Below are 16,402 nucleotides of genomic sequence, written 5' to 3'. Positions count from 1 at the left end.
GGGGCCGGGTGGACGACGAGGAACGGACAGCAGTGCGCAAGGGGCTGCGCAGCGTCCTGGTCTCTTACGTGTGCCTGCTGCCTCTCGGCGCCGTGGGTGCTGTCTTCTTCCTCATCGCCGGCAGCGTCAGGGTCGCCTCGCGCGACGAACTCGGTCAGGCGACCTTCGGATGGCCGTTCGGATGGGTCACGCAGGACCTCTCGAGGTACGAACCGATCGCTTACCCGGCGACGATCGAATTCGAGTATCAGCGTGCGTGGCACGATCCGATCGACACCTCGTACAACCTGTGGCTCTTCGCCGCGAACAGTGCGATCGTGGCCGCGATCCTGACGGCCGTTCTGCTGATCGGGCTCGGAGTGCTCCGGGTTCGGCGCGCGCTCCGGGAGTGATCCGCGCTCCGGGTCACGGATGTATCCGTACCTCCACGTACGGGAAGTGGCAGTCGGCGGTCGCAGCGACCGGCTCGCAGTCGTCGTCGGGCATGAGCATCAGCATCGCCGCTCCGGTGACGTGGGGTGGGAGGTCCACCGACACCGTGCTCTCGCCGACCTCGAGGCGGGAGCCGGTTCTCGCGTCGCCGTCATCGGTGCGGACGATCAGCTCTCCGGCCCACTCGTCGTCGACGGCGCATCCGGCAGGGGTGAGCGCAACGGAGACGGCCTGGCCGGCGTGGGGGAGGACGTCGTCGCTCGTCAGCATCGGCGCGATCCCGTCGCAGGCTCGTGGCGACGAGGAAGGGGCGGAGGCCGGTGCGGAGCATCCGACGAGTGCCGCGCACAGCGAGATCACCATCAGCGCTGCGGTGCCGATCGAGTATCCCGATGAACGTCTCATGACTACGGGTGTCGCGAGTCGCCCAGTCGTCTCAGTAGTCGGGATGAAGCCGCAGGCGTGAAGCGATCTCGGCCGCCTGCTCCTGGGGTGAGAGTGCGATGTCGATCTCGATCGCCCGCTCGTCGTGCTCCAGCGGCTCGAGCGTCGCGAACTGCGAGTCGAGAAGCGTCGTCGGCATGAAGTGCCCCTGGCGGCGGAGCATCCGCTCGAGGATCAGCTCGCGCTCGCCCGTGAAGTGCACGAAGGTGACGCTCTCGCGCCGGAGCACGTCGCGGTAGCTGCGCTTGAGCGCCGAGCAGGTCACGATCCCGGGCTCGCCGGCGGCGATGCGCTCGTCGATCCACTCCGCGATGCGGTCGAGCCAGGGCCAGCGGTCGTCGTCGTTCAGTGCGTGCCCTGCCGCCATCTTGGCGACGTTCGCCTCGGGATGCAGGTCGTCGCCCTCTTCGAAGCTCCAGCCCAGCCGGCCGGCGAGCATCGCCGCGACGGTGGACTTGCCGGTGCTGGCGACGCCCATGAAGACGAGTACGGGTGCGGTGGTGGTCATCATCACGGCCTCACACGAAGATGCTCAGGACGAGGACGCCGGCGAGGCCGGTCACCGAGATCAGACATTCGAGCACGGTCCAGGACTTCAGGGTCTGGGGGATGCTCAGGCCGAAGTACTCCTTGATGAGCCAGAACCCGGCGTCGTTGACGTGCGAGAGGAACACCGAGCCCGAGCCGATCGCGAGCACGAGCAGCGCGACCATGGGGGAGTCGAGCGTCTCGGTGAGGGGCTGGAGGATGCCGGCCGCGGTGATGGTGGCGACGGTCGCGGATCCGGTGGCGACGCGGATGACGACGGCCACGAGCCACGCGAGGATCAGTACCGACACCGACGAACCAGCGACGAACTCGGCGATCACGTCGCCGATGCCCGTGTCGACGAGCACCTGCTTGAAACCTCCGCCGGCGCCGACGATCAGGAGGATTCCGGCGATCGGGCCGAGGGACGAGCCCACGATGTCGTTGATCTTGGTGCGGTCGAACCCGGCGCCACGGCCGAGGATGAAGAACCCGGCGAGCACGGCGATGAGCAGCGCGATGACAGGGGTGCCGAGGAAATCCAGCGCGAGCTTCCACGGAGCGTCCGACCCGGCAGCCGAGATGTCGGCGATCGCCTTGGCGAGCATCAGGAAGACGGGCAGCAGGATGCTGATCAGGGTCGCGATGAACGACGGGCGGCGCTTCTGCTCTTCTCCCTCATCCTCCTCGGTCACGAACAGCTCGGGAACGGGCACGTCCACCCAGCGGGCGGCGAAGCGGGCGAACAGCGGCCCCGAGATGATGACTGCGGGAATCGCGACGAGCACGCCGAAGGCGAGGGTGAGGCCGAGGTTCGCGCCGAGGGCGCTGATGGCGGCGAGCGGGCCGGGATGCGGCGGGACGAGTCCGTGCATCGCCGAGAGGCCTGCGAGCGTGGGAATCGCGATGCGCATCAGTGGCTGGCCCGAGCGGCGCGCCACGAGGATGATCACGGGCACGAGGAGCACGAGGCCGACCTCGAAGAACATCGGGAGTCCGATCACCGCGCCGATGAGACCCATGACCCAGGGCAGCGAGCGGGCGCTCGCCCGGCTCACGAGGGTGTCGACGATGCGGTCAGCGCCGCCGGAGTCGGCGAGGAGCTTGCCGTAGATCGCACCGAGCGCGATCAGGATGCCGACGCCTCCCATGGTCGATCCGAACCCGGCGGAGAAGCTGGTGACCGACGCCGCGATGTCCATGCCGGCGATCGCGCCGGTCGCGAGTGCGCCGATCGTGAGCGACAGGAACGGGTGCAGCTTGACCCAGGTGATGAGGACGATGATCACCGCGATGCCGATGACGGCGGCGGCGATCAGCTGACCGGCCGGGCGATCGACGACGGGGGTGTCGCCGACTGCCGTCACGAGAGCGGACGCGGCGGGGGTGAAGAGTGCCATGAGCTTCCTTGATCCAGGCGGTGTTTCTGCCTTATGTCGTACATAATAAGCACGGCACGCCATACATGTGCAACATAAAGGCGGCGGAGCGTTGTGATGCACCGCCACATCGTGCTGATGCGGGCATACTCGAGATATGACCGCCCCCACCGTCGCAGGCAGCGTGCACGAGTCTCTCGTCGACGAGCTCGGCCGCGCGATCGTGGACGGCCACCACCGGCCCGGCTCGCGGATGCTGACGGTCGAGCTCGCGCAGCAGCGCGGCGTCTCCCGCTCGGCCGCACGTGAGGCTGTGCGGGTGTTGGAGTCCTTCGGGCTCGTGTGGGTGCGACGCAAGTCCGGTGTCGAGGTGCGGCCGCGCGCGGACTGGAACGTCTATGCGCCCGAGGTGATCGCGTGGCGTCTGGCGGGGCCGGGGCGTGACGAGCAGCTGCGCGAGCTCAGCCAGTTGCGATCGGTCATCGAGCCGCTCGCCGCGCACCTCGCAGCGGGTGCCGCGTCGTCGGAGCAGAAGGTCGAACTCGTCTCGCTCGTCGTGGAGATGGGGCAGGAAGATCACGAGGCTGATCGGGACCGCTATCTGACCGCCGATGTCAGATTCCATCGACTCCTGCTCGACGCGTCAGGCAACGGCATGCTCGCCGCGCTCGGTGGCACGGTCGAGGCGGTGCTGCGCGGTCGCACCGTGCACGCCCTCATGCCGCACGTCGCGAACCAGAGCGCCGTGCAGTGGCATCGGGACGTCGCGTTCGCGGTCGCCAGCGGCGACGCGGAGGCGGCTGCGGCCGCGATGCGCAACATCGTCTCCGAGGCGGATGAAGCCATGCAGCGGGCCGCTTCATAGACTGGAGAGATGCGAGCTCTCACCGAAGCGGAGGTCCGCGCGTCCTTCATCAACGCGGATGCCGACGAATTGCGCATCATGGAGATGCCGCACGATTTCGTCCTGACCGACTGGGACTACCTCGATTTCTTCGCCTGGCGTGACCCGGGTGCGGGCCGGCGTGGATACGTGCTGATCCAGCACGAGGGTCGCATCTCGGGGGTCGTGCTCAGGGCGAGCGACCCGGGCCGCGGCCGGTCGGGCATGTGCAACATCTGCCACACGATGCAGCCGGGCAATCAGGTGGCACTGTTCGGCGCCCGCAGGGTCGGTGAAGCCGGGGCTCGTGGCGACTCGGTCGGCACCTACATGTGCGCCGACCTGTCCTGCCACGAGAACGTGCGGCTCGCGCATCCACTGGCTCCCAACGAGATCCGCTCGCCCGGTCAGGTCGACTTCCGCCTCGACGGCACCCGCCGGCGCATGGAGGCGTTCGTCGGACGGGTGTGGGCGTCGGAGGATCACGACTAGCCTGGAGGACTACGCCCTGCGCTCGAAGGAGAAGCCGTGAGTGATGTCATCCTGTTCCATGTCGAGGAGGGGATGGCGCGACTCACGCTCAATCGTCCCGCGCGTCTCAACGCCTTCAACGCCGAACTCGCACATGCATGGAGAGACGTCACCCACGAGGCGACGTCACGGTCCGACGTCAAGGCGATCCTGATCGATGCGGTCGGTCCCGCGTTCTGTGCGGGCGGCGACGTGATCGACATGTCCACCACCATGGGCTCCGGAGCCGAGATCACGGCGCTCGCCGAGGTCATCAACTCCGGCATCCGCTCTCTCACCGAGTCCGCGGTGCCGGTGGTCGCCGCGGCGCACGGGACGACCGCGGGCGGCGGTCTCGGAATCCTGCTCAGCAGCGACTACGCCGTCGTCGGGTCGCGTTCGCGCCTGGGCAGTCTCTACGCGAACATCGGCCTGACCCCTGATCTGTCTGTCTCTGCACAGCTCGCGCGGGCTGTGGGGCAGCGTCGTGCGCTGCAGCTCGTGCTGCAGGACCGACTGCTCACCGCCGAGGAAGCCGTCGAGTGGGGGCTGGTGGCCGAAGCGGTCCCCGGAGCGGACGCGGCCGTCGAGGCCGATGCCGTGCGGGCACGGGCCGAGGAGATCGCCCGTTTCTGGCTGGCGGGAGCGGCGGACGCCTACGGCCACGCGAAGCGTCTCGTGCGTTCGCAGCCCGAGAGGACGTTCGTCGAGCAGCTCAGTGAGGAGGCCCGCTCGATCGGCGCGTCGTTGGAGACGCCTGAGGCGCAGGCCCGGATCGCAGCGTTCGCGTCCTCTGCGGCTCGCGCGGGCAGGTGAGGGCGGACCCGCGCTGACGCATCGCTCGACACGATCGACGCCTGGGGCGGTGTGCACAGCGGGTGTGGACGACTCCGCATCGGCATGCTCGCATGCAAGGATGAACGCAACGCCGCTTCACGAGAGGAACGCGATGTCCCAGCCGGAGATCGCCCAGCAGCCGAGTGCTCTGGTCGAGAAGAAGAACCTGTCCCTCCTGATCCGAGGGGCGATCTGGATCGCCATCGGAGCACTGATCGCCGCCGCTCTGGTCTGCGTCGTGTGGGTGCTCATCGGGGATCAGGACGGACTCATCGGCAGGGCGTTCCTGACGATCCTCCTGCTCGCCGCGTTCGCGGGGATCGCCATCCTCGAAGCGGGTCTCGCGCCGAATCGTCCGGACTGGCTGTCTCTCGCCAGCATGGTGAGTTGGATCGTCGCGCTGCTGGTCGGCGCGGTCAAGATCTGGCTTCCGGAGGACTCCTTCTCCTTCACCGCGGGGGAACGCTTCTTCCAGCTGCTGGTGGTCGTGGGAATCCTCCAGCTCGCGCTTCTGCACGTGCGTCTGTTCACCCCGGCGGCGCAGCGTCACGTGACCACGTTCACGCGCATCATCTACATCGCGACGATCGTGTTCCTCGGCGGTCTCGTGGGGATGCTCGTGTTCTTCCTGACGTTCCCGCACACGTTCGAGTACGGCGATCTGTACTGGCGCATCGTCGTGGCGCTCACGATCCTCGCCGCCGTCGGCACGACGCTGATCCCGTTGCTCAATGCTCTGTTCGCTCCCAAGAAGCAGGCTCCGATCGTGCACAGCGCGCCTGCGGTGCAAGCCTGGCCCACGTATGCCGATGCCGTCACGCCGCTGCCGGTGCTGCCCGACGGATCGCCGGACTGGAACGCCTATTACACGGGCCGACCGTCGACGCCGCAGCCGCCGTATCAGGCCGCACTGTCCTCGCCCCCGGCGATCCCTTTCCCGGTCGCGCCCGATCCCGCAGCGCAGCCGACAGGGCAGCACCCCGCTCCCGCCGCGCCGTCTGCTCCTCAAGCTCCGCCTGCTCCTCAAGCTCCGCCTGCTCCGCCCGCGCCGCCGACGTACACCGACTACCCGCCGGCTCCGCCGCGTCCCCCGCAGTGAGTGTCGTGACCGAGCTGGTCGAGCTCGCCGCGACGGTGGCGCGCGAGGCCGGCGACCTGGCCAGGGCCAGACGTGAAGAGGGCGTGCATCTCGCCGCCACCAAGTCGTCCATCGCCGACATCGTGACGGATGCCGATCGCGAAGTCGAAGAACTCATCCGTGCGCGTCTGCGCGCAGCACGGCCCGGAGACGGGTTCCTGGGTGAGGAGTCTGACGCGGATCCCGGCTCCACCGGGATCACCTGGGTCGTCGACCCCATCGACGGCACGGTCAACTATGCCTACGGCATCCCCTCCTACGCCGTCGGCATCGCTGCGGTCGAGGGCGTCGCCGAACCGGAGGCGTGGGAGGCACTCGCCGGGGTCGTGTACGCGCCGGCCTCCGGAGAGCTGTTCACCGCGGGCAGGGGGAAGGGCGCATGGCTCGGCGATCGACGCCTGGCGGTCACGGTCGACACCCCCGCGGGTGCGCTGCTCGCGACCGGCTTCGGCTACGACCCGGCCACTCACGACGGTGACCTCGCCACGGTGCGCAGCATCATGCCGATCGCGCGGGACCTGCGTCGGGCGGGAGCGGCTTCTCTCGACCTCGCGTATGTGGCCGCAGGGCGGCTCGACGGATACTTCGAGCGGGGCCTCAAGCCCTGGGACTTCGCAGCGGGAGCTCTGCTCGTGAGCGAGGCCGGCGGGCGTGTCACCAGACTCGACACCGAGTCGACGAGACCCATGCTCATCTCAGGCGGGATCGAGGTCCACGCGCGACTTCGCGATATTCTCGGAGATGAAACGTGATCAATTCATGGCATTCCCAGGTCTATCAGGCTAGGGTTTATCCGATCGTTACTTTCACCGGCCCGAATCGATGAGAGTCGCAAGCGCCCCCGAGCTTGACGTTTAACCCGAGAGAATCTGTTTTGCCCTTCGAGAATCCCCAGACTGCCTCTGCGCCCACACGCCGATCCAGTCGTCCCCGCATCGCGGCCTCAGAGGCCTCCGCGGCAGGAGCAACGGCGACCACCTCCGAAGACATCGACACTGTCTCCGACGCCACCAGCACTGCCACCGAAGCCCCCGGCGCCGCCCCGCTTTCGCGTCGTGCCGCCCGCCACCGTCTGAGCACGGCAGAGATCTTCGTCGCCGCCACGGCCGTCGCCGCTGCGACAGCCGATTCCGCAGCCGATTCCGTCGTGCCGGCTGGTCAGGCCGAGTCGGCCGTCGCGTCCATCGACGTCGATCCCGTGTCTGCACCGCAGGCGCCGGGCCCGGCCGCGTTCGCATCGGCTCCGCGCCGTTCTGCATCGTCGTCGGCCGGCTCGGCCTCGGCTCGCCCCGACACCGCCGAAGAAGACGCGTTCGAGACCGCAGCTCGCGCGTTCCGTTCTGTCGCGACGGGCAGCACCCCGGTCGCCGACCGGCCGAAAGCTTCCGCCGACTCCCAGACATCCGAGCCGTCGACGCCGTCCACGGCTCATGTCGCCGTGGGGCGTCGGTCTCCTCGCCGGTTCCTCGCGCTCGGAGCGACCGTCGGCGTCATGAGCCTCGCCGGACTCCTCGCCGTCGGCATGACCCTTCCCGCAGAAGCGGTCGCTGCCGTCCAGGGCGGTCAGACCCTCGCGTCGACCTCGCTGGTCGCCGCGTCAGGTTCCGCGTCCAAGGCATCGTCCGACGACGAGATCCAGGCGTTCGTCACCTCGTCTGATGTGCAGAACGAGTCGCTGGCTCGTTCCGACAGCTTCTCGACGGTCTCGCTCGTCCAGGTCGCGTCCGAAGAGGGCATCAACTACTCGAACGAGCTCTTCACCAACGACACCGAGGCCGCCATCCAGTGGCCGTTCAAGGTCGGCGTCGGCATGAGCTCGGGGTACGGCATGCGCTGGGGTCGTCTGCACGAGGGCATCGACTTCGTGCCCGGCGAAGGCGCTCCGATCCAGGCGATCGCCGACGGCGTCGTGCGCATCGCGACCGAGCAGGGCAACGCCTACGGTGTCACCGTGTACATCGATCACGTGATCGACGGACAGGTCATCACGAGCCACTACTCGCACATGCAGTACGGCTCGCTGCAGGTCAAGGCCGGTCAGACGGTCAAGGTCGGCGACATCGTGGGGCACACCGGCAACACCGGTCGCTCGTACGGTGCGCACCTGCACTTCGAGCTGATCGTCAACGGCAGCACGATCGATCCGCTGCCGTGGTTGCGTGAGAATGCGGGTCGGTACTCGTACTGATCGGCTCGATTTCATGAGGACGCCATGGAGATGGTATTCTCGTGTGGTTGCCCCGCGAGGGGTAGCACGCCCCGATAGCTCAGTGGCAGAGCACTTCCATGGTAAGGAAGGGGTCGTCAGTTCAATCCTGACTCGGGGCTCACAGTGTTCGTATCTGCGATGCGGATACAGTGCGGCAGGGTAGCTCAGCTGGTCAGAGCGCACGACTCATAATCGTGAGGTCGCGGGTTCAAGCCCCGCTCCTGCTACAGCATGAAACCCCCGGTTCTTCCGGGGGTTTTTCGTGCCTCGACGCATCCCCGCGCGTCGCAGACGAAACAGATCCGCGCAGAGTCAAGGGGATCCCGCGCCGGGCGCGGGTCGCGCAGACTGTCACCTCAGCACCCCGACGATCGGAGCGACGCATGTCTGACCAGAAGAGCACCCCCGACGGAGTCGAAGGGATCGACGCGATCGGCGTCGACGCGGATTTCGTGACCAACGACCCGGCCCCGGAACCCGACGACGCGACGCCGGGGGAGGAGCAGACCGCGGAGCGCTCCGACGAGGACTCCGTCGACGTGTCCGACCTCCCCTGAGGCATCAGAAAGGGCCCGTTCCTCGCGAAGAGGAACGAGCCCTTTCGCATGTGTTTCGTCAGCGGGTGAGCGGCGTATCGCCCTCGTGCGGCGAGCCCGCCTCGCCGGCAGGAGAATGCGATCGGTTCGTGGCGCCGCCCCGCGTGTCGCCCCGCATCTCCGCTTCGAGGCGCTCTGCCTCGTCGCCGCTGATGGCCTCGCCGCGGGCGACGAGTCCGGCCTGATCCGAGAGCGGGATCTGCTTCAGGAACAGCGACAGCACGAGTGCCAGCACGATGAACGGCACCAGGAACCAGAACACCGGCGCGAGAGCATCCGCGTACGCCGTGACGATGCCGTCTCGCACCTCGTCGGGAAGCGCGTTGAGCGTGGCCGGGTCGATCGTCGATGCGGCCTGCGATGCGGCATCCGGCGACGCTCCTGCGTCCGCGAACACCCCGAGCAGGTTCTCGGTGAGTCGGGTGGTGAAGATCGTGCCGAATACGGCGGTGCCGAGCGAGGCTCCCACTTCGCGGAAGTAGTTGTTCGTGCTGGTGGCGGTGCCGATCTCGCCGGCGGGGACCGCGTTCTGCACGACCAGGACGACGACCTGCATGATCAGCCCGAGTCCCGCGCCGAAGACGAACAGGAAGGCGCAGATCAACCAGATCGGTGTGGTCGCCGAGAGGGTGGTCATCGCGACCATCGCGATTCCGGTGAGGATCGTTCCGACGATCGGGTAGATCTTGTACTTACCGGTCTTCGAGATCGCGATGCCAGAGAAGATCGAGGTTCCGATCAGGCCCACCATCATCGGGATCATGAGCAGACCGGAGGCCGCAGCCGAGGTGCCCGACGACATCTGCAGGAACGTCGGGACGAAGCCGATCGCGGCGAACATGCCGATGCCGAGCACGAGTCCGATCGCGGTCGCGTTCACGAAGATCGGGTTGCGGAACAGGCTCAGCGGGATGATCGGATCCTGCACCTTCGACTCGGTGATGACGAAGGCGGTCGCCGCGACGACGAGCCCTGCGCCCCACGCCCAGGTGGCGAGCGAATCCCAGCCGAACTCCTTGTCGCCGCCGAAGTCGGTGAAGAAGATCAGGCACGTGGTGGCGATGGAGAGGAAGATCACGCCGAAGATGTCGATCGGCTTCTCTGCCTTCTTGCTCGGCAGCTTGAGTGCGACGAGCGCGATGATGAACGCCGCGATCCCCACCGGGATGTTGATGTAGAACGCCCACTGCCACGTCATGTGATCGACGAAGAAGCCGCCGAGGAGCGGGCCGGCCACGGCGGACAGACCGAAGACGGCGCCGAGCGGACCCATGTACTTGCCGCGCTCGTTGGCGGGAACGATGTCCGCGATGATCGCCTGCGACAGGATCATCAGGCCGCCGCCGCCGAGGCCCTGCAGAGCGCGGAAGGTGACGAACATCCAGAAGTCGGTGGCGAAGGCGCATCCGACCGAGGCGAGGGTGAAGAGGGCGATCGCGACGAGGAACAGGTTGCGGCGACCGAGGACGTCACCGAACTTGCCGTAGATCGGCATGACGATCGTGGTCGCCAGCAGATAGGCGGTGGTGATCCACACCTGGTGGTCGACGCCGCCGAGCTGGCCGACGATCGTCGGCATGGCGGTCGAGACGATCGTCTGGTCGAGACTCGAGAGCAGCATGCCCGCGATCAGGGCGCTGAAGATGATCCAGATGCGCCGCTTCGTGAGCAGGAAGGGCGCATCCTTGGTGGCTGTGGCGGACATTCAGTCGGCTTTCTGTGATTGTGCGTACATGGTGCGAGCGACCGCGAGCCGACGGCTGACGAGGTCGCTGAAGGATTCTGCGGAGTGGTGGTGCAGCAGCTGGTCCATGCTCAGGCGCACGAGGGCACTCACCGACTGGACGAGCACCTCGGCGCGCAGCTGCTCGTCGGCATCGGTGTCGGCGCCCGTGCCCGTCCGTCGGACGATGAGCTCCATGTCGCGCCGCTCGTTCTTGGCGATCTGCTCGAACGCGGCCTTGATGAGTCGGGGTTCCTGCTCGATGATCGCGAACACCGCGGGAGCGTCATCGAGCGGGTTGAACAGCTCGAATCGAGCCAAGGTCAGTCGGACGAAGTCGTCGAGCAGATCGCCGCGACCGGCCACGAACTCCTCTTCGAGAGCGTGCTGCCGGGAGTCGATCACGGCGAAGCCGAAGACCGCGTTCTCCTTGCTCTCGAAGTAGTTGAAGAAGGTCCGTCGCGAGACGCCGACGTCAGCACAGAGTTCTTCGACGGTGAAGCCCGCGAACCCGTGCTCGGACGTCAGGCGCCGGGCGACGTCGGTCAGGGCGCGCGACGTCTCGCGCTTGCGCTGATCTCGCAGCGAATCTGCACTCTCGCTCATGAAGTGCAATATTGCACTCTGAACATAGGAGTGCACTGTGAAGATCTTTTCTCGATGAATCTGTGACATTTTCTCCGTGGCCCACGTCTTAGTGGTGTCACCGCCGTGTGAGCGTGCCGATGGCAGACGCAAGTGCGAAGGAGGTCACGATGACACGCGAGGCATCAGTCTCGACGCCCGCCGTCTGCCGTGAAGAGACCTCGACGATCTCCGCCGGCAGCACCGTCGCGCTGGCCCTCACCAGAATCGCCCTCCGCAGCAGGCATTCGTGCCCGCCGGACCGGCGATGCGTGACGGGAGCGCCGTGCCGTGAGCGTCGACGGCCGGCCCCGAGTGGGCGCATTCGCCCGCTCATTCCTCCGGTCTGTCAGTCGTCGTCACGACGACTCGGGCCGGCACGGGGTCGGAGCTGGGGGACGTCGTGGGGACGACGGCCCCCAGCGCAACCCCCTGCCCAGCGGACTCCTTTCCTGCGGGAATGGCGTGCGAGCAGAAAGACGGAGAGATCCGATCTCGATTCGATTCCGAACTTCACTCGAAGGATGACGACGAAAGGGTGGCCGCATGGGTGGGGAACGCTATCGCAGCGCTCTCGAGCAGGCCGATGATCGGATTGTCGCCGGCCGCGCGATGGACGGTGACGTCGCGGCATTCGCGGTGCTCGTCCGTCGGTATACGCCGATGATGCGCGCGTACACGCAGCGAATGCTGAATGCCTCATCAGAGGTCGACGACATCGTGCAGGAGACGTTCGTCACCGCATGGCAGCGATTCTCGGATCTGGACGATCCGGCCAAGGTCAAGAGCTGGCTCATGCGGATCGTGAGCAGGAAGGCGGTCGACCGGATCCGTGCGCTGCGGCCGACCGTCGACATCGACGACGTCGAGCAGTCCGCGCCTGCGCAGTCGTCGCCCGACCGGGTCGTCGAATCTCGCGCCGGGCTCGAGGCTCTCGGCCTCGCCCTACAGGAGCTGCCCGCCGCACAGCGCGAATGCTGGGTGCTTCGGGAGATGGGTGGCTACTCGTACGATGAGATCGCCCAGGAACTCGACATCTCGGTGTCCACGGCGCGAGGACTTCTCGCCCGTGCGCGAAAGTACATGATCGTTCGAATGGAGGCCTGGCGATGACGGACGGATACGAATCCGGCGAGATTCGACGGCTCGGGCTCGAGCCTGACGACCTCGATGGGCACACGCTCGACGAACTGACCGACTACCTCGAGTCGGGACGCCAGCCCGAAGATCCTTCGATCGAGGGGTCGGCGGGATGCCAGCTCGCCCTCGACGCTCTCGAGCGGCTGCGTGGGTTGGGTGGACAGCTGGTGGACGCCGACGCGGCCGCGATGCCGGAGGTCGACGACAGCTGGGTCGACCGCATCCTCGACGGCATCGCTCTGGATGCCCGCGCGGGTCGGCGGATCCCCTTCGCCCCCGACGAGCACGGCGACGACTTCGCGATCACCGAGGGCGCCGTGCGAGGTCTCGTGCGATCCGCCGAGAACGCCGTCGACGGGCTGCTCGTCGGGGGAACGCATCTGCGTGGTGACGTATCGGTGATCGATGCGCCGATCCGACTCGAGATCGAGGTCAACGCCTTCTACGGGACGAGCATCCCGCAGGCGGTCGAGCGGCTGCGAGCTGAGATCGATGAACGACTGAGACGCCATACGGAACTGAATGTGGTCGCGATCGACATCGCCGTGCGCGACATCCAGCTGGTGGGAACCTGGACGAAGGGCACACGATGAACACGGACCGCAGCGATATCGCGCGCAAGGTCGAAGACGCGATCCTCGCCACCCGGGGCGTCCGCAGCGTCTACCGGCCCGGTTCGCTGATCGCCAATCTCGTCGGTGCGGGCGCGGCCGCGGTGGGGATCGTCTCACGCGCCGAGCCGGTCGTCGCGGTCACCGTGATCGACGACGAGACGACGGTCGACGGTGCGCTCGGCATCGAGTACACCTCGCCGGCTGTCGAGACGCTCCGGCTCGTGCGGGCGTCGGTCGCGGCGGCGCTGGCCGATGCGAACCTGACCGCGACGCGGATCGGACTCACGATCGCCTACGTGCATCCGCGCGAGACCTCCTGATCCCAGGGTGACCGCGGACGAGGCGCCGATTCCCCGCTCGGGGAGCCGGCGCCTCGAACTCGTCGTCGTGATCAGGCGATCGCGCGGAGTCCGTCGACCAGGGGAGTGGTGGGACGGCCGATGAGGCGGGAGAGCGTTCCATCGCTGTCGGCGAGCGCCCCGCCCGCGATGCCTGCATCCAGGGCGACGACGAACCCGGCCGTTCCCTCATCGAGACCCGCGGCCTGGAGCGCGGCGAGCTGCTCGTCGGACGTCAGGGCGTGATACTCGACCTCGCGGCCCGAGACCTCGCCGATCGCTGCGGCCAGCTCGCCGTAGTTCCACGCGACGTCGCCGCCGAGTTCGTAGACCTCGCCGATGTGGCCCTCGTCGAGGAGGACCACTGCGGCGGCCTCGGCGAAGTCCTTGCGGCTGGCGGACGCGACGCGTCCGTCGCCCGCGCCCGAGGCGAGTACGCCCGTCTCGGCGCCACGGCTGAGGTCGGCGGCATAGTTCTCGGTGTACCAATTGTTGCGCAGGATCACCGCGGGCAGTCCGGACGCCTGGATCAGCTCCTCCGTCGCCTTGTGCTCGGGAGCGAGCACGAGGTCGCTCGTGGTGGCCTTGGGTGCGCTGGTGTAGACGAACTTCGACACCCCCGCGGCCTTCGCGGCGTCGATCACTGCCTGGTGCTGGGCGACACGCTGCCCGACCTCGGAGCCGGAGATCAGCAGAACGGAGTCGACGCCGTCGAGCGCCGTGCTGATCGACGACGGGTCGGAGTAGTCGAGGTGAGCGACCCGCACGCCGAGGTCCTGTGCCTTCGCGACGTCGCGGGCGCCGGCGACGATCGACTGCGGGTCCGCGCCGCGCTCGAGCAGGCTGGCGATGACGAGGCGTCCGAGGTTGCCGGTCGCGCCGGTGACGAGGATGGTCATGAGGTGTCCTTTCGTAGGTGACATGAGCCACAACCGTCCACTGCCTCGTCTACATTCCGATCCATCGGTACCCACTTTGACGTAAGGTACCTACATGACGGTTAGTTATGCGCAGATCCGGGAGTCGACGCCGCAGATCTTCGAGCCCGGATGCAGCACCAGGGTGGTCCTCGACCACGTGATGAGCAAATGGGGAGTGCTCGTCCTGTCGTCGCTCTCCGACGGCACCCGCCGCTGGGGTGAGCTGCGTCGAGAGGTCGGCGGCATCAGCGAGAAGATGCTGGCATCGACGCTGCGCACCCTCGCCGACGACGGTCTCGTGCGCCGGGAGTCCTTCCCGTCCGTGCCGCCGCACGTCGAGTACAGTCTGACCCCGCTCGGGCGCGATCTGATGGCGCGGATGCTGCCGCTCGTCGAGTGGGTGGCCGATCATGCGGACGGGATGATCGGCCGGGATTGACTCCGACGAAATCCGTCGTCGAGTTGCGGTTGTCTCCACGAATTCCGTTGTGGAAAGAAAAGGATTGACGCGATAACCGCAGTAGCCCTATGTTCTGAACATGTCAGCTACGACGCCGATCCATCTGGAACGCCCCGACGGCAAGGGGCTCGCAACGGGTTCGCTGGGGCTGTGGGGATCCACGGTCATCGGGCTCGCATCCACCGCTCCCGTGTACTCGCTGGTCGCGACGCTCGGGTTCGTGGTGCTGGCGGTCGGCGCCCAGGCTCCGATCGCGTTCATCATCGCGTTCGTGCCGATGCTCCTGATCGCCTTCGCCTACCGCGAGCTGAACAATGCGGTGCCCGACTGCGGCACGACGTTCACGTGGGGCACCAAGGCGTTCGGACCGTGGGTCGGCTGGATGGGCGGGTGGGGAGTCGCGGTCGCCGGCATGGTCGTCCTCGCGAACCTCGCCCAGATCGCCTCGGTGTACTTCTGGTCGCTGATCGGCTTCGACCTCGAGAACAACGACTGGCGCATCATCCTGGTCGCAGTTCTGTTCATCGCCTCGATGACGTGGGTCAGCTGGCGCGGCGTGGAGATCGGCGAGCGCATCCAGAACATCCTGCTCGGCATCCAGTATCTGGCTCTGGCGATTTTCGTGGTCGCCGCCCTCTGGCAGTTCTTCGGCGGCACCGCGCCGAATCCGACACCCTTCGACGTGGAATGGCTCAACCCGTTCGGGTTCACCTCCTGGTCGGGTTTCACCGAGTCGATCCTGCTCGCGCTGTTCATCTACTGGGGCTGGGACACGTGCCTCGCCCTGAATGAGGAGACCAAGGATCCGAAGCGGATCCCCGGTCGTGCGGCTCTGCTCACCACGGTCATCCTCCTGTTCACCTACGTGGGCGTCACGATCGCGGCCATGATGTACGCCGGACTCGGTGACACCGGAACCGGGCTCGGCAACGAGGCCAACGCGGACGACTTCTTCCTCGCCATCAAAGACGGCCTGCTCGGTCCGTTCGGATGGGTGCTGGTCGTCGCCGTGATCATCTCGGCCGTCTCCTCGACGCAGACGACGATCCTCCCGACCGCCCGCGGCACGCTCGCGATGGGCGTCTACCGCGCTCTTCCCGCCAAGTTCAAGGACGTGCACCCCACGTACAAGACGCCGTCGTTCTCGACGATCGTCATGGGCGTCGTCGCCTCCGCCTACTACGTCGGCATGACGCTGATCAGCGACAACATCCTGCAGGACTCGATCCTGTCGCTCGGTCTGGCGATCGCGTTCTACTACGCCATCACGGGCTTCGCGTGCGTCTGGTACTTCCGCAAGGACCTCACGACCTCGGCACGGGACTTCTTCTTCAAGGGTCTCTTCCCGCTGCTCGGCGGCCTCATGCTGACGGGCGCGTTCGTGCAGTCGGCGATCGACATGTGGGATGTCGACTACGGCTACACGGTGCTCTTCGGCATCGGCGGCACGTTCGTGATCGGCATCGGCTCGCTGGCGTTCGGCCTCGTGCTGATGTTCCTCTGGTATCTGTTCCCGCGGTCGAAGCGGTTCTTCCGCGGCGAAAGCCTCAACCGCGACACGCAGGTGATGGTTCCCGACGAGCCGGGCGAGTTCATCCGCTCGATCGACGGCGGCATCTGATCGGGC

The 16,402-nt window shown here is 67.0% G+C and carries 19 protein-coding genes and 2 tRNA genes; 15 read left to right on the top strand and 6 right to left on the bottom strand.

Annotated features, from left to right (window positions below):
* Positions 1-8 precede the first annotated feature (8 nt).
* On the top strand, positions 9-392 hold the full coding sequence (locus IXW21_RS12750; RefSeq protein WP_194764628.1) for a hypothetical protein: 384 nt from the start codon (positions 9-11) through the stop codon (positions 390-392).
* A 13-nt stretch (positions 393-405) separates the two neighbouring features.
* Here the strand turns inward: IXW21_RS12750 and IXW21_RS12745 are convergent, their stop codons facing one another.
* From IXW21_RS12745 to IXW21_RS12735, 3 genes are read right to left on the bottom strand one after another with little or no spacing between them, the layout of a single operon-like run.
* Positions 406-837 carry a hypothetical protein gene (locus IXW21_RS12745; RefSeq protein ID WP_194764627.1) on the bottom strand — a complete coding sequence of 144 codons (432 nt, stop codon included), beginning with the start codon at positions 835-837 and terminating at the stop codon, positions 406-408.
* A 31-nt stretch (positions 838-868) separates the two neighbouring features.
* A complete protein-coding gene (locus IXW21_RS12740) occupies positions 869-1,384 on the bottom strand; it encodes a gluconokinase (protein ID WP_194764626.1) in 516 nt (171 codons plus the stop codon).
* Between the two features lie 10 nt (positions 1,385-1,394).
* Positions 1,395-2,804 carry a GntP family permease gene (locus tag IXW21_RS12735; protein WP_194764625.1) on the bottom strand — a complete coding sequence of 470 codons (1,410 nt, stop codon included), beginning with the start codon at positions 2,802-2,804 and terminating at the stop codon, positions 1,395-1,397.
* A gap of 136 nt (positions 2,805-2,940) precedes the next feature.
* Here IXW21_RS12735 and IXW21_RS12730 point away from each other — a divergent pair, with 136 nt between their 5' ends.
* From IXW21_RS12730 to IXW21_RS12695, 9 genes are all read left to right on the top strand, one after another.
* Entirely contained in the window at positions 2,941-3,648 is a 708-nt protein-coding gene (locus tag IXW21_RS12730; protein WP_194764624.1) for a FadR/GntR family transcriptional regulator, read from the top strand.
* A gap of 9 nt (positions 3,649-3,657) precedes the next feature.
* Positions 3,658-4,158: an FBP domain-containing protein gene (locus IXW21_RS12725; RefSeq protein WP_194764623.1), complete on the top strand. Its 501-nt coding sequence runs from the start codon at positions 3,658-3,660 to the stop codon at positions 4,156-4,158.
* A gap of 36 nt (positions 4,159-4,194) precedes the next feature.
* On the top strand, positions 4,195-4,992 hold the full coding sequence (locus IXW21_RS12720) for an enoyl-CoA hydratase/isomerase family protein (RefSeq protein WP_194764622.1): 798 nt from the start codon (positions 4,195-4,197) through the stop codon (positions 4,990-4,992).
* Positions 4,993-5,125: 133 nt separating this feature from the next.
* Positions 5,126-6,112 (top strand): hypothetical protein, encoded by a 987-nt coding sequence (locus IXW21_RS18275; RefSeq protein ID WP_228528497.1) that lies wholly within the window; start codon positions 5,126-5,128, stop codon positions 6,110-6,112.
* The gene (locus IXW21_RS18270) at positions 6,109-6,903 is read left to right on the top strand and encodes an inositol monophosphatase family protein (protein WP_323742242.1); all 795 of its coding nucleotides are present in this window, start codon (positions 6,109-6,111) and stop codon (positions 6,901-6,903) included. Before IXW21_RS18275 ends, IXW21_RS18270 begins: the two co-directional genes overlap by 4 nt.
* A gap of 122 nt (positions 6,904-7,025) precedes the next feature.
* On the top strand, positions 7,026-8,339 hold the full coding sequence (locus IXW21_RS12710) for a peptidoglycan DD-metalloendopeptidase family protein (RefSeq protein ID WP_194764621.1): 1,314 nt from the start codon (positions 7,026-7,028) through the stop codon (positions 8,337-8,339).
* Positions 8,340-8,407: 68 nt separating this feature from the next.
* Positions 8,408-8,479, top strand: a tRNA-Thr gene (locus IXW21_RS12705).
* A gap of 34 nt (positions 8,480-8,513) precedes the next feature.
* A tRNA-Met gene (locus IXW21_RS12700) sits at positions 8,514-8,587 on the top strand.
* Positions 8,588-8,743: 156 nt separating this feature from the next.
* Entirely contained in the window at positions 8,744-8,917 is a 174-nt protein-coding gene (locus IXW21_RS12695) for a hypothetical protein (RefSeq protein WP_194764620.1), read from the top strand.
* A gap of 58 nt (positions 8,918-8,975) precedes the next feature.
* On the opposite strand, the gene IXW21_RS12690 is transcribed toward IXW21_RS12695, so the two are convergent.
* Positions 8,976-10,661, bottom strand: coding sequence for an MDR family MFS transporter (locus IXW21_RS12690; protein WP_228528496.1), 1,686 nt, complete (start codon positions 10,659-10,661; stop codon positions 8,976-8,978).
* Positions 10,662-11,285, bottom strand: coding sequence for a TetR/AcrR family transcriptional regulator (locus tag IXW21_RS12685; RefSeq protein WP_194764619.1), 624 nt, complete (start codon positions 11,283-11,285; stop codon positions 10,662-10,664).
* Positions 11,286-11,849: 564 nt separating this feature from the next.
* Between IXW21_RS12685 and IXW21_RS12680 the strand changes: the two genes are divergently transcribed.
* The 3 genes from IXW21_RS12680 to IXW21_RS12670 are packed head-to-tail and all read left to right on the top strand — an operon-like array spanning position 11,850 to position 13,377.
* Positions 11,850-12,416 carry an RNA polymerase sigma factor gene (locus tag IXW21_RS12680; protein WP_194764618.1) on the top strand — a complete coding sequence of 189 codons (567 nt, stop codon included), beginning with the start codon at positions 11,850-11,852 and terminating at the stop codon, positions 12,414-12,416.
* A complete protein-coding gene (locus IXW21_RS12675; protein ID WP_194764617.1) occupies positions 12,413-13,036 on the top strand; it encodes an Asp23/Gls24 family envelope stress response protein in 624 nt (207 codons plus the stop codon). Before IXW21_RS12680 ends, IXW21_RS12675 begins: the two co-directional genes overlap by 4 nt.
* Positions 13,033-13,377: a hypothetical protein gene (locus tag IXW21_RS12670; RefSeq protein WP_194764616.1), complete on the top strand. Its 345-nt coding sequence runs from the start codon at positions 13,033-13,035 to the stop codon at positions 13,375-13,377. The genes IXW21_RS12675 and IXW21_RS12670 overlap by 4 nt, the downstream gene beginning before the upstream one ends.
* A gap of 71 nt (positions 13,378-13,448) precedes the next feature.
* On the opposite strand, the gene IXW21_RS12665 is transcribed toward IXW21_RS12670, so the two are convergent.
* Positions 13,449-14,294 (bottom strand): SDR family oxidoreductase, encoded by an 846-nt coding sequence (locus IXW21_RS12665; protein WP_194764615.1) that lies wholly within the window; start codon positions 14,292-14,294, stop codon positions 13,449-13,451.
* A gap of 94 nt (positions 14,295-14,388) precedes the next feature.
* Here IXW21_RS12665 and IXW21_RS12660 point away from each other — a divergent pair, with 94 nt between their 5' ends.
* Positions 14,389-14,754, top strand: a complete 366-nt coding sequence (locus IXW21_RS12660; protein ID WP_194764614.1) for a winged helix-turn-helix transcriptional regulator — start codon at positions 14,389-14,391, stop codon at positions 14,752-14,754.
* A 100-nt stretch (positions 14,755-14,854) separates the two neighbouring features.
* Positions 14,855-16,396 (top strand): APC family permease, encoded by a 1,542-nt coding sequence (locus IXW21_RS12655; RefSeq protein ID WP_194764613.1) that lies wholly within the window; start codon positions 14,855-14,857, stop codon positions 16,394-16,396.
* Positions 16,397-16,402: the final 6 nt, after the last annotated feature.

The sequence above is a fragment of the Microbacterium sp. UFMG61 genome, from assembly GCF_015354505.1.
GTDB lineage: Bacteria > Actinomycetota > Actinomycetes > Actinomycetales > Microbacteriaceae > Microbacterium.
Note: the sequence above shows the minus strand (reverse complement) of the source record. Positions and strands in the feature narration are given on the sequence as shown.

What these genes read in the sequence shown, in the direction of transcription:
- IXW21_RS12735 (WP_194764625.1), bottom strand. Translation starts at nt 2,804, where the DNA reads ATGGCACTCTTCACCCCCGCCGCGTCCGCTCTCGTGACGGCAGTCGGC.
- IXW21_RS12725 (WP_194764623.1), top strand. Translation starts at nt 3,658, where the DNA reads ATGCGAGCTCTCACCGAAGCGGAGGTCCGCGCGTCCTTCATCAACGCG.
- IXW21_RS12675 (WP_194764617.1), top strand. Translation starts at nt 12,413, where the DNA reads ATGACGGACGGATACGAATCCGGCGAGATTCGACGGCTCGGGCTCGAG.
- IXW21_RS12690 (WP_228528496.1), bottom strand. Translation starts at nt 10,661, where the DNA reads ATGTCCGCCACAGCCACCAAGGATGCGCCCTTCCTGCTCACGAAGCGG.
- IXW21_RS12745 (WP_194764627.1), bottom strand. Translation starts at nt 837, where the DNA reads ATGAGACGTTCATCGGGATACTCGATCGGCACCGCAGCGCTGATGGTG.
- IXW21_RS18275 (WP_228528497.1), top strand. Translation starts at nt 5,126, where the DNA reads ATGTCCCAGCCGGAGATCGCCCAGCAGCCGAGTGCTCTGGTCGAGAAG.
- IXW21_RS12730 (WP_194764624.1), top strand. Translation starts at nt 2,941, where the DNA reads ATGACCGCCCCCACCGTCGCAGGCAGCGTGCACGAGTCTCTCGTCGAC.
- IXW21_RS12665 (WP_194764615.1), bottom strand. Translation starts at nt 14,294, where the DNA reads ATGACCATCCTCGTCACCGGCGCGACCGGCAACCTCGGACGCCTCGTC.
- IXW21_RS12695 (WP_194764620.1), top strand. Translation starts at nt 8,744, where the DNA reads ATGTCTGACCAGAAGAGCACCCCCGACGGAGTCGAAGGGATCGACGCG.
- IXW21_RS12680 (WP_194764618.1), top strand. Translation starts at nt 11,850, where the DNA reads ATGGGTGGGGAACGCTATCGCAGCGCTCTCGAGCAGGCCGATGATCGG.
- IXW21_RS12660 (WP_194764614.1), top strand. Translation starts at nt 14,389, where the DNA reads ATGACGGTTAGTTATGCGCAGATCCGGGAGTCGACGCCGCAGATCTTC.
- IXW21_RS12655 (WP_194764613.1), top strand. Translation starts at nt 14,855, where the DNA reads ATGTCAGCTACGACGCCGATCCATCTGGAACGCCCCGACGGCAAGGGG.
- IXW21_RS12670 (WP_194764616.1), top strand. Translation starts at nt 13,033, where the DNA reads ATGAACACGGACCGCAGCGATATCGCGCGCAAGGTCGAAGACGCGATC.
- IXW21_RS12685 (WP_194764619.1), bottom strand. Translation starts at nt 11,285, where the DNA reads ATGAGCGAGAGTGCAGATTCGCTGCGAGATCAGCGCAAGCGCGAGACG.
- IXW21_RS12740 (WP_194764626.1), bottom strand. Translation starts at nt 1,384, where the DNA reads ATGACCACCACCGCACCCGTACTCGTCTTCATGGGCGTCGCCAGCACC.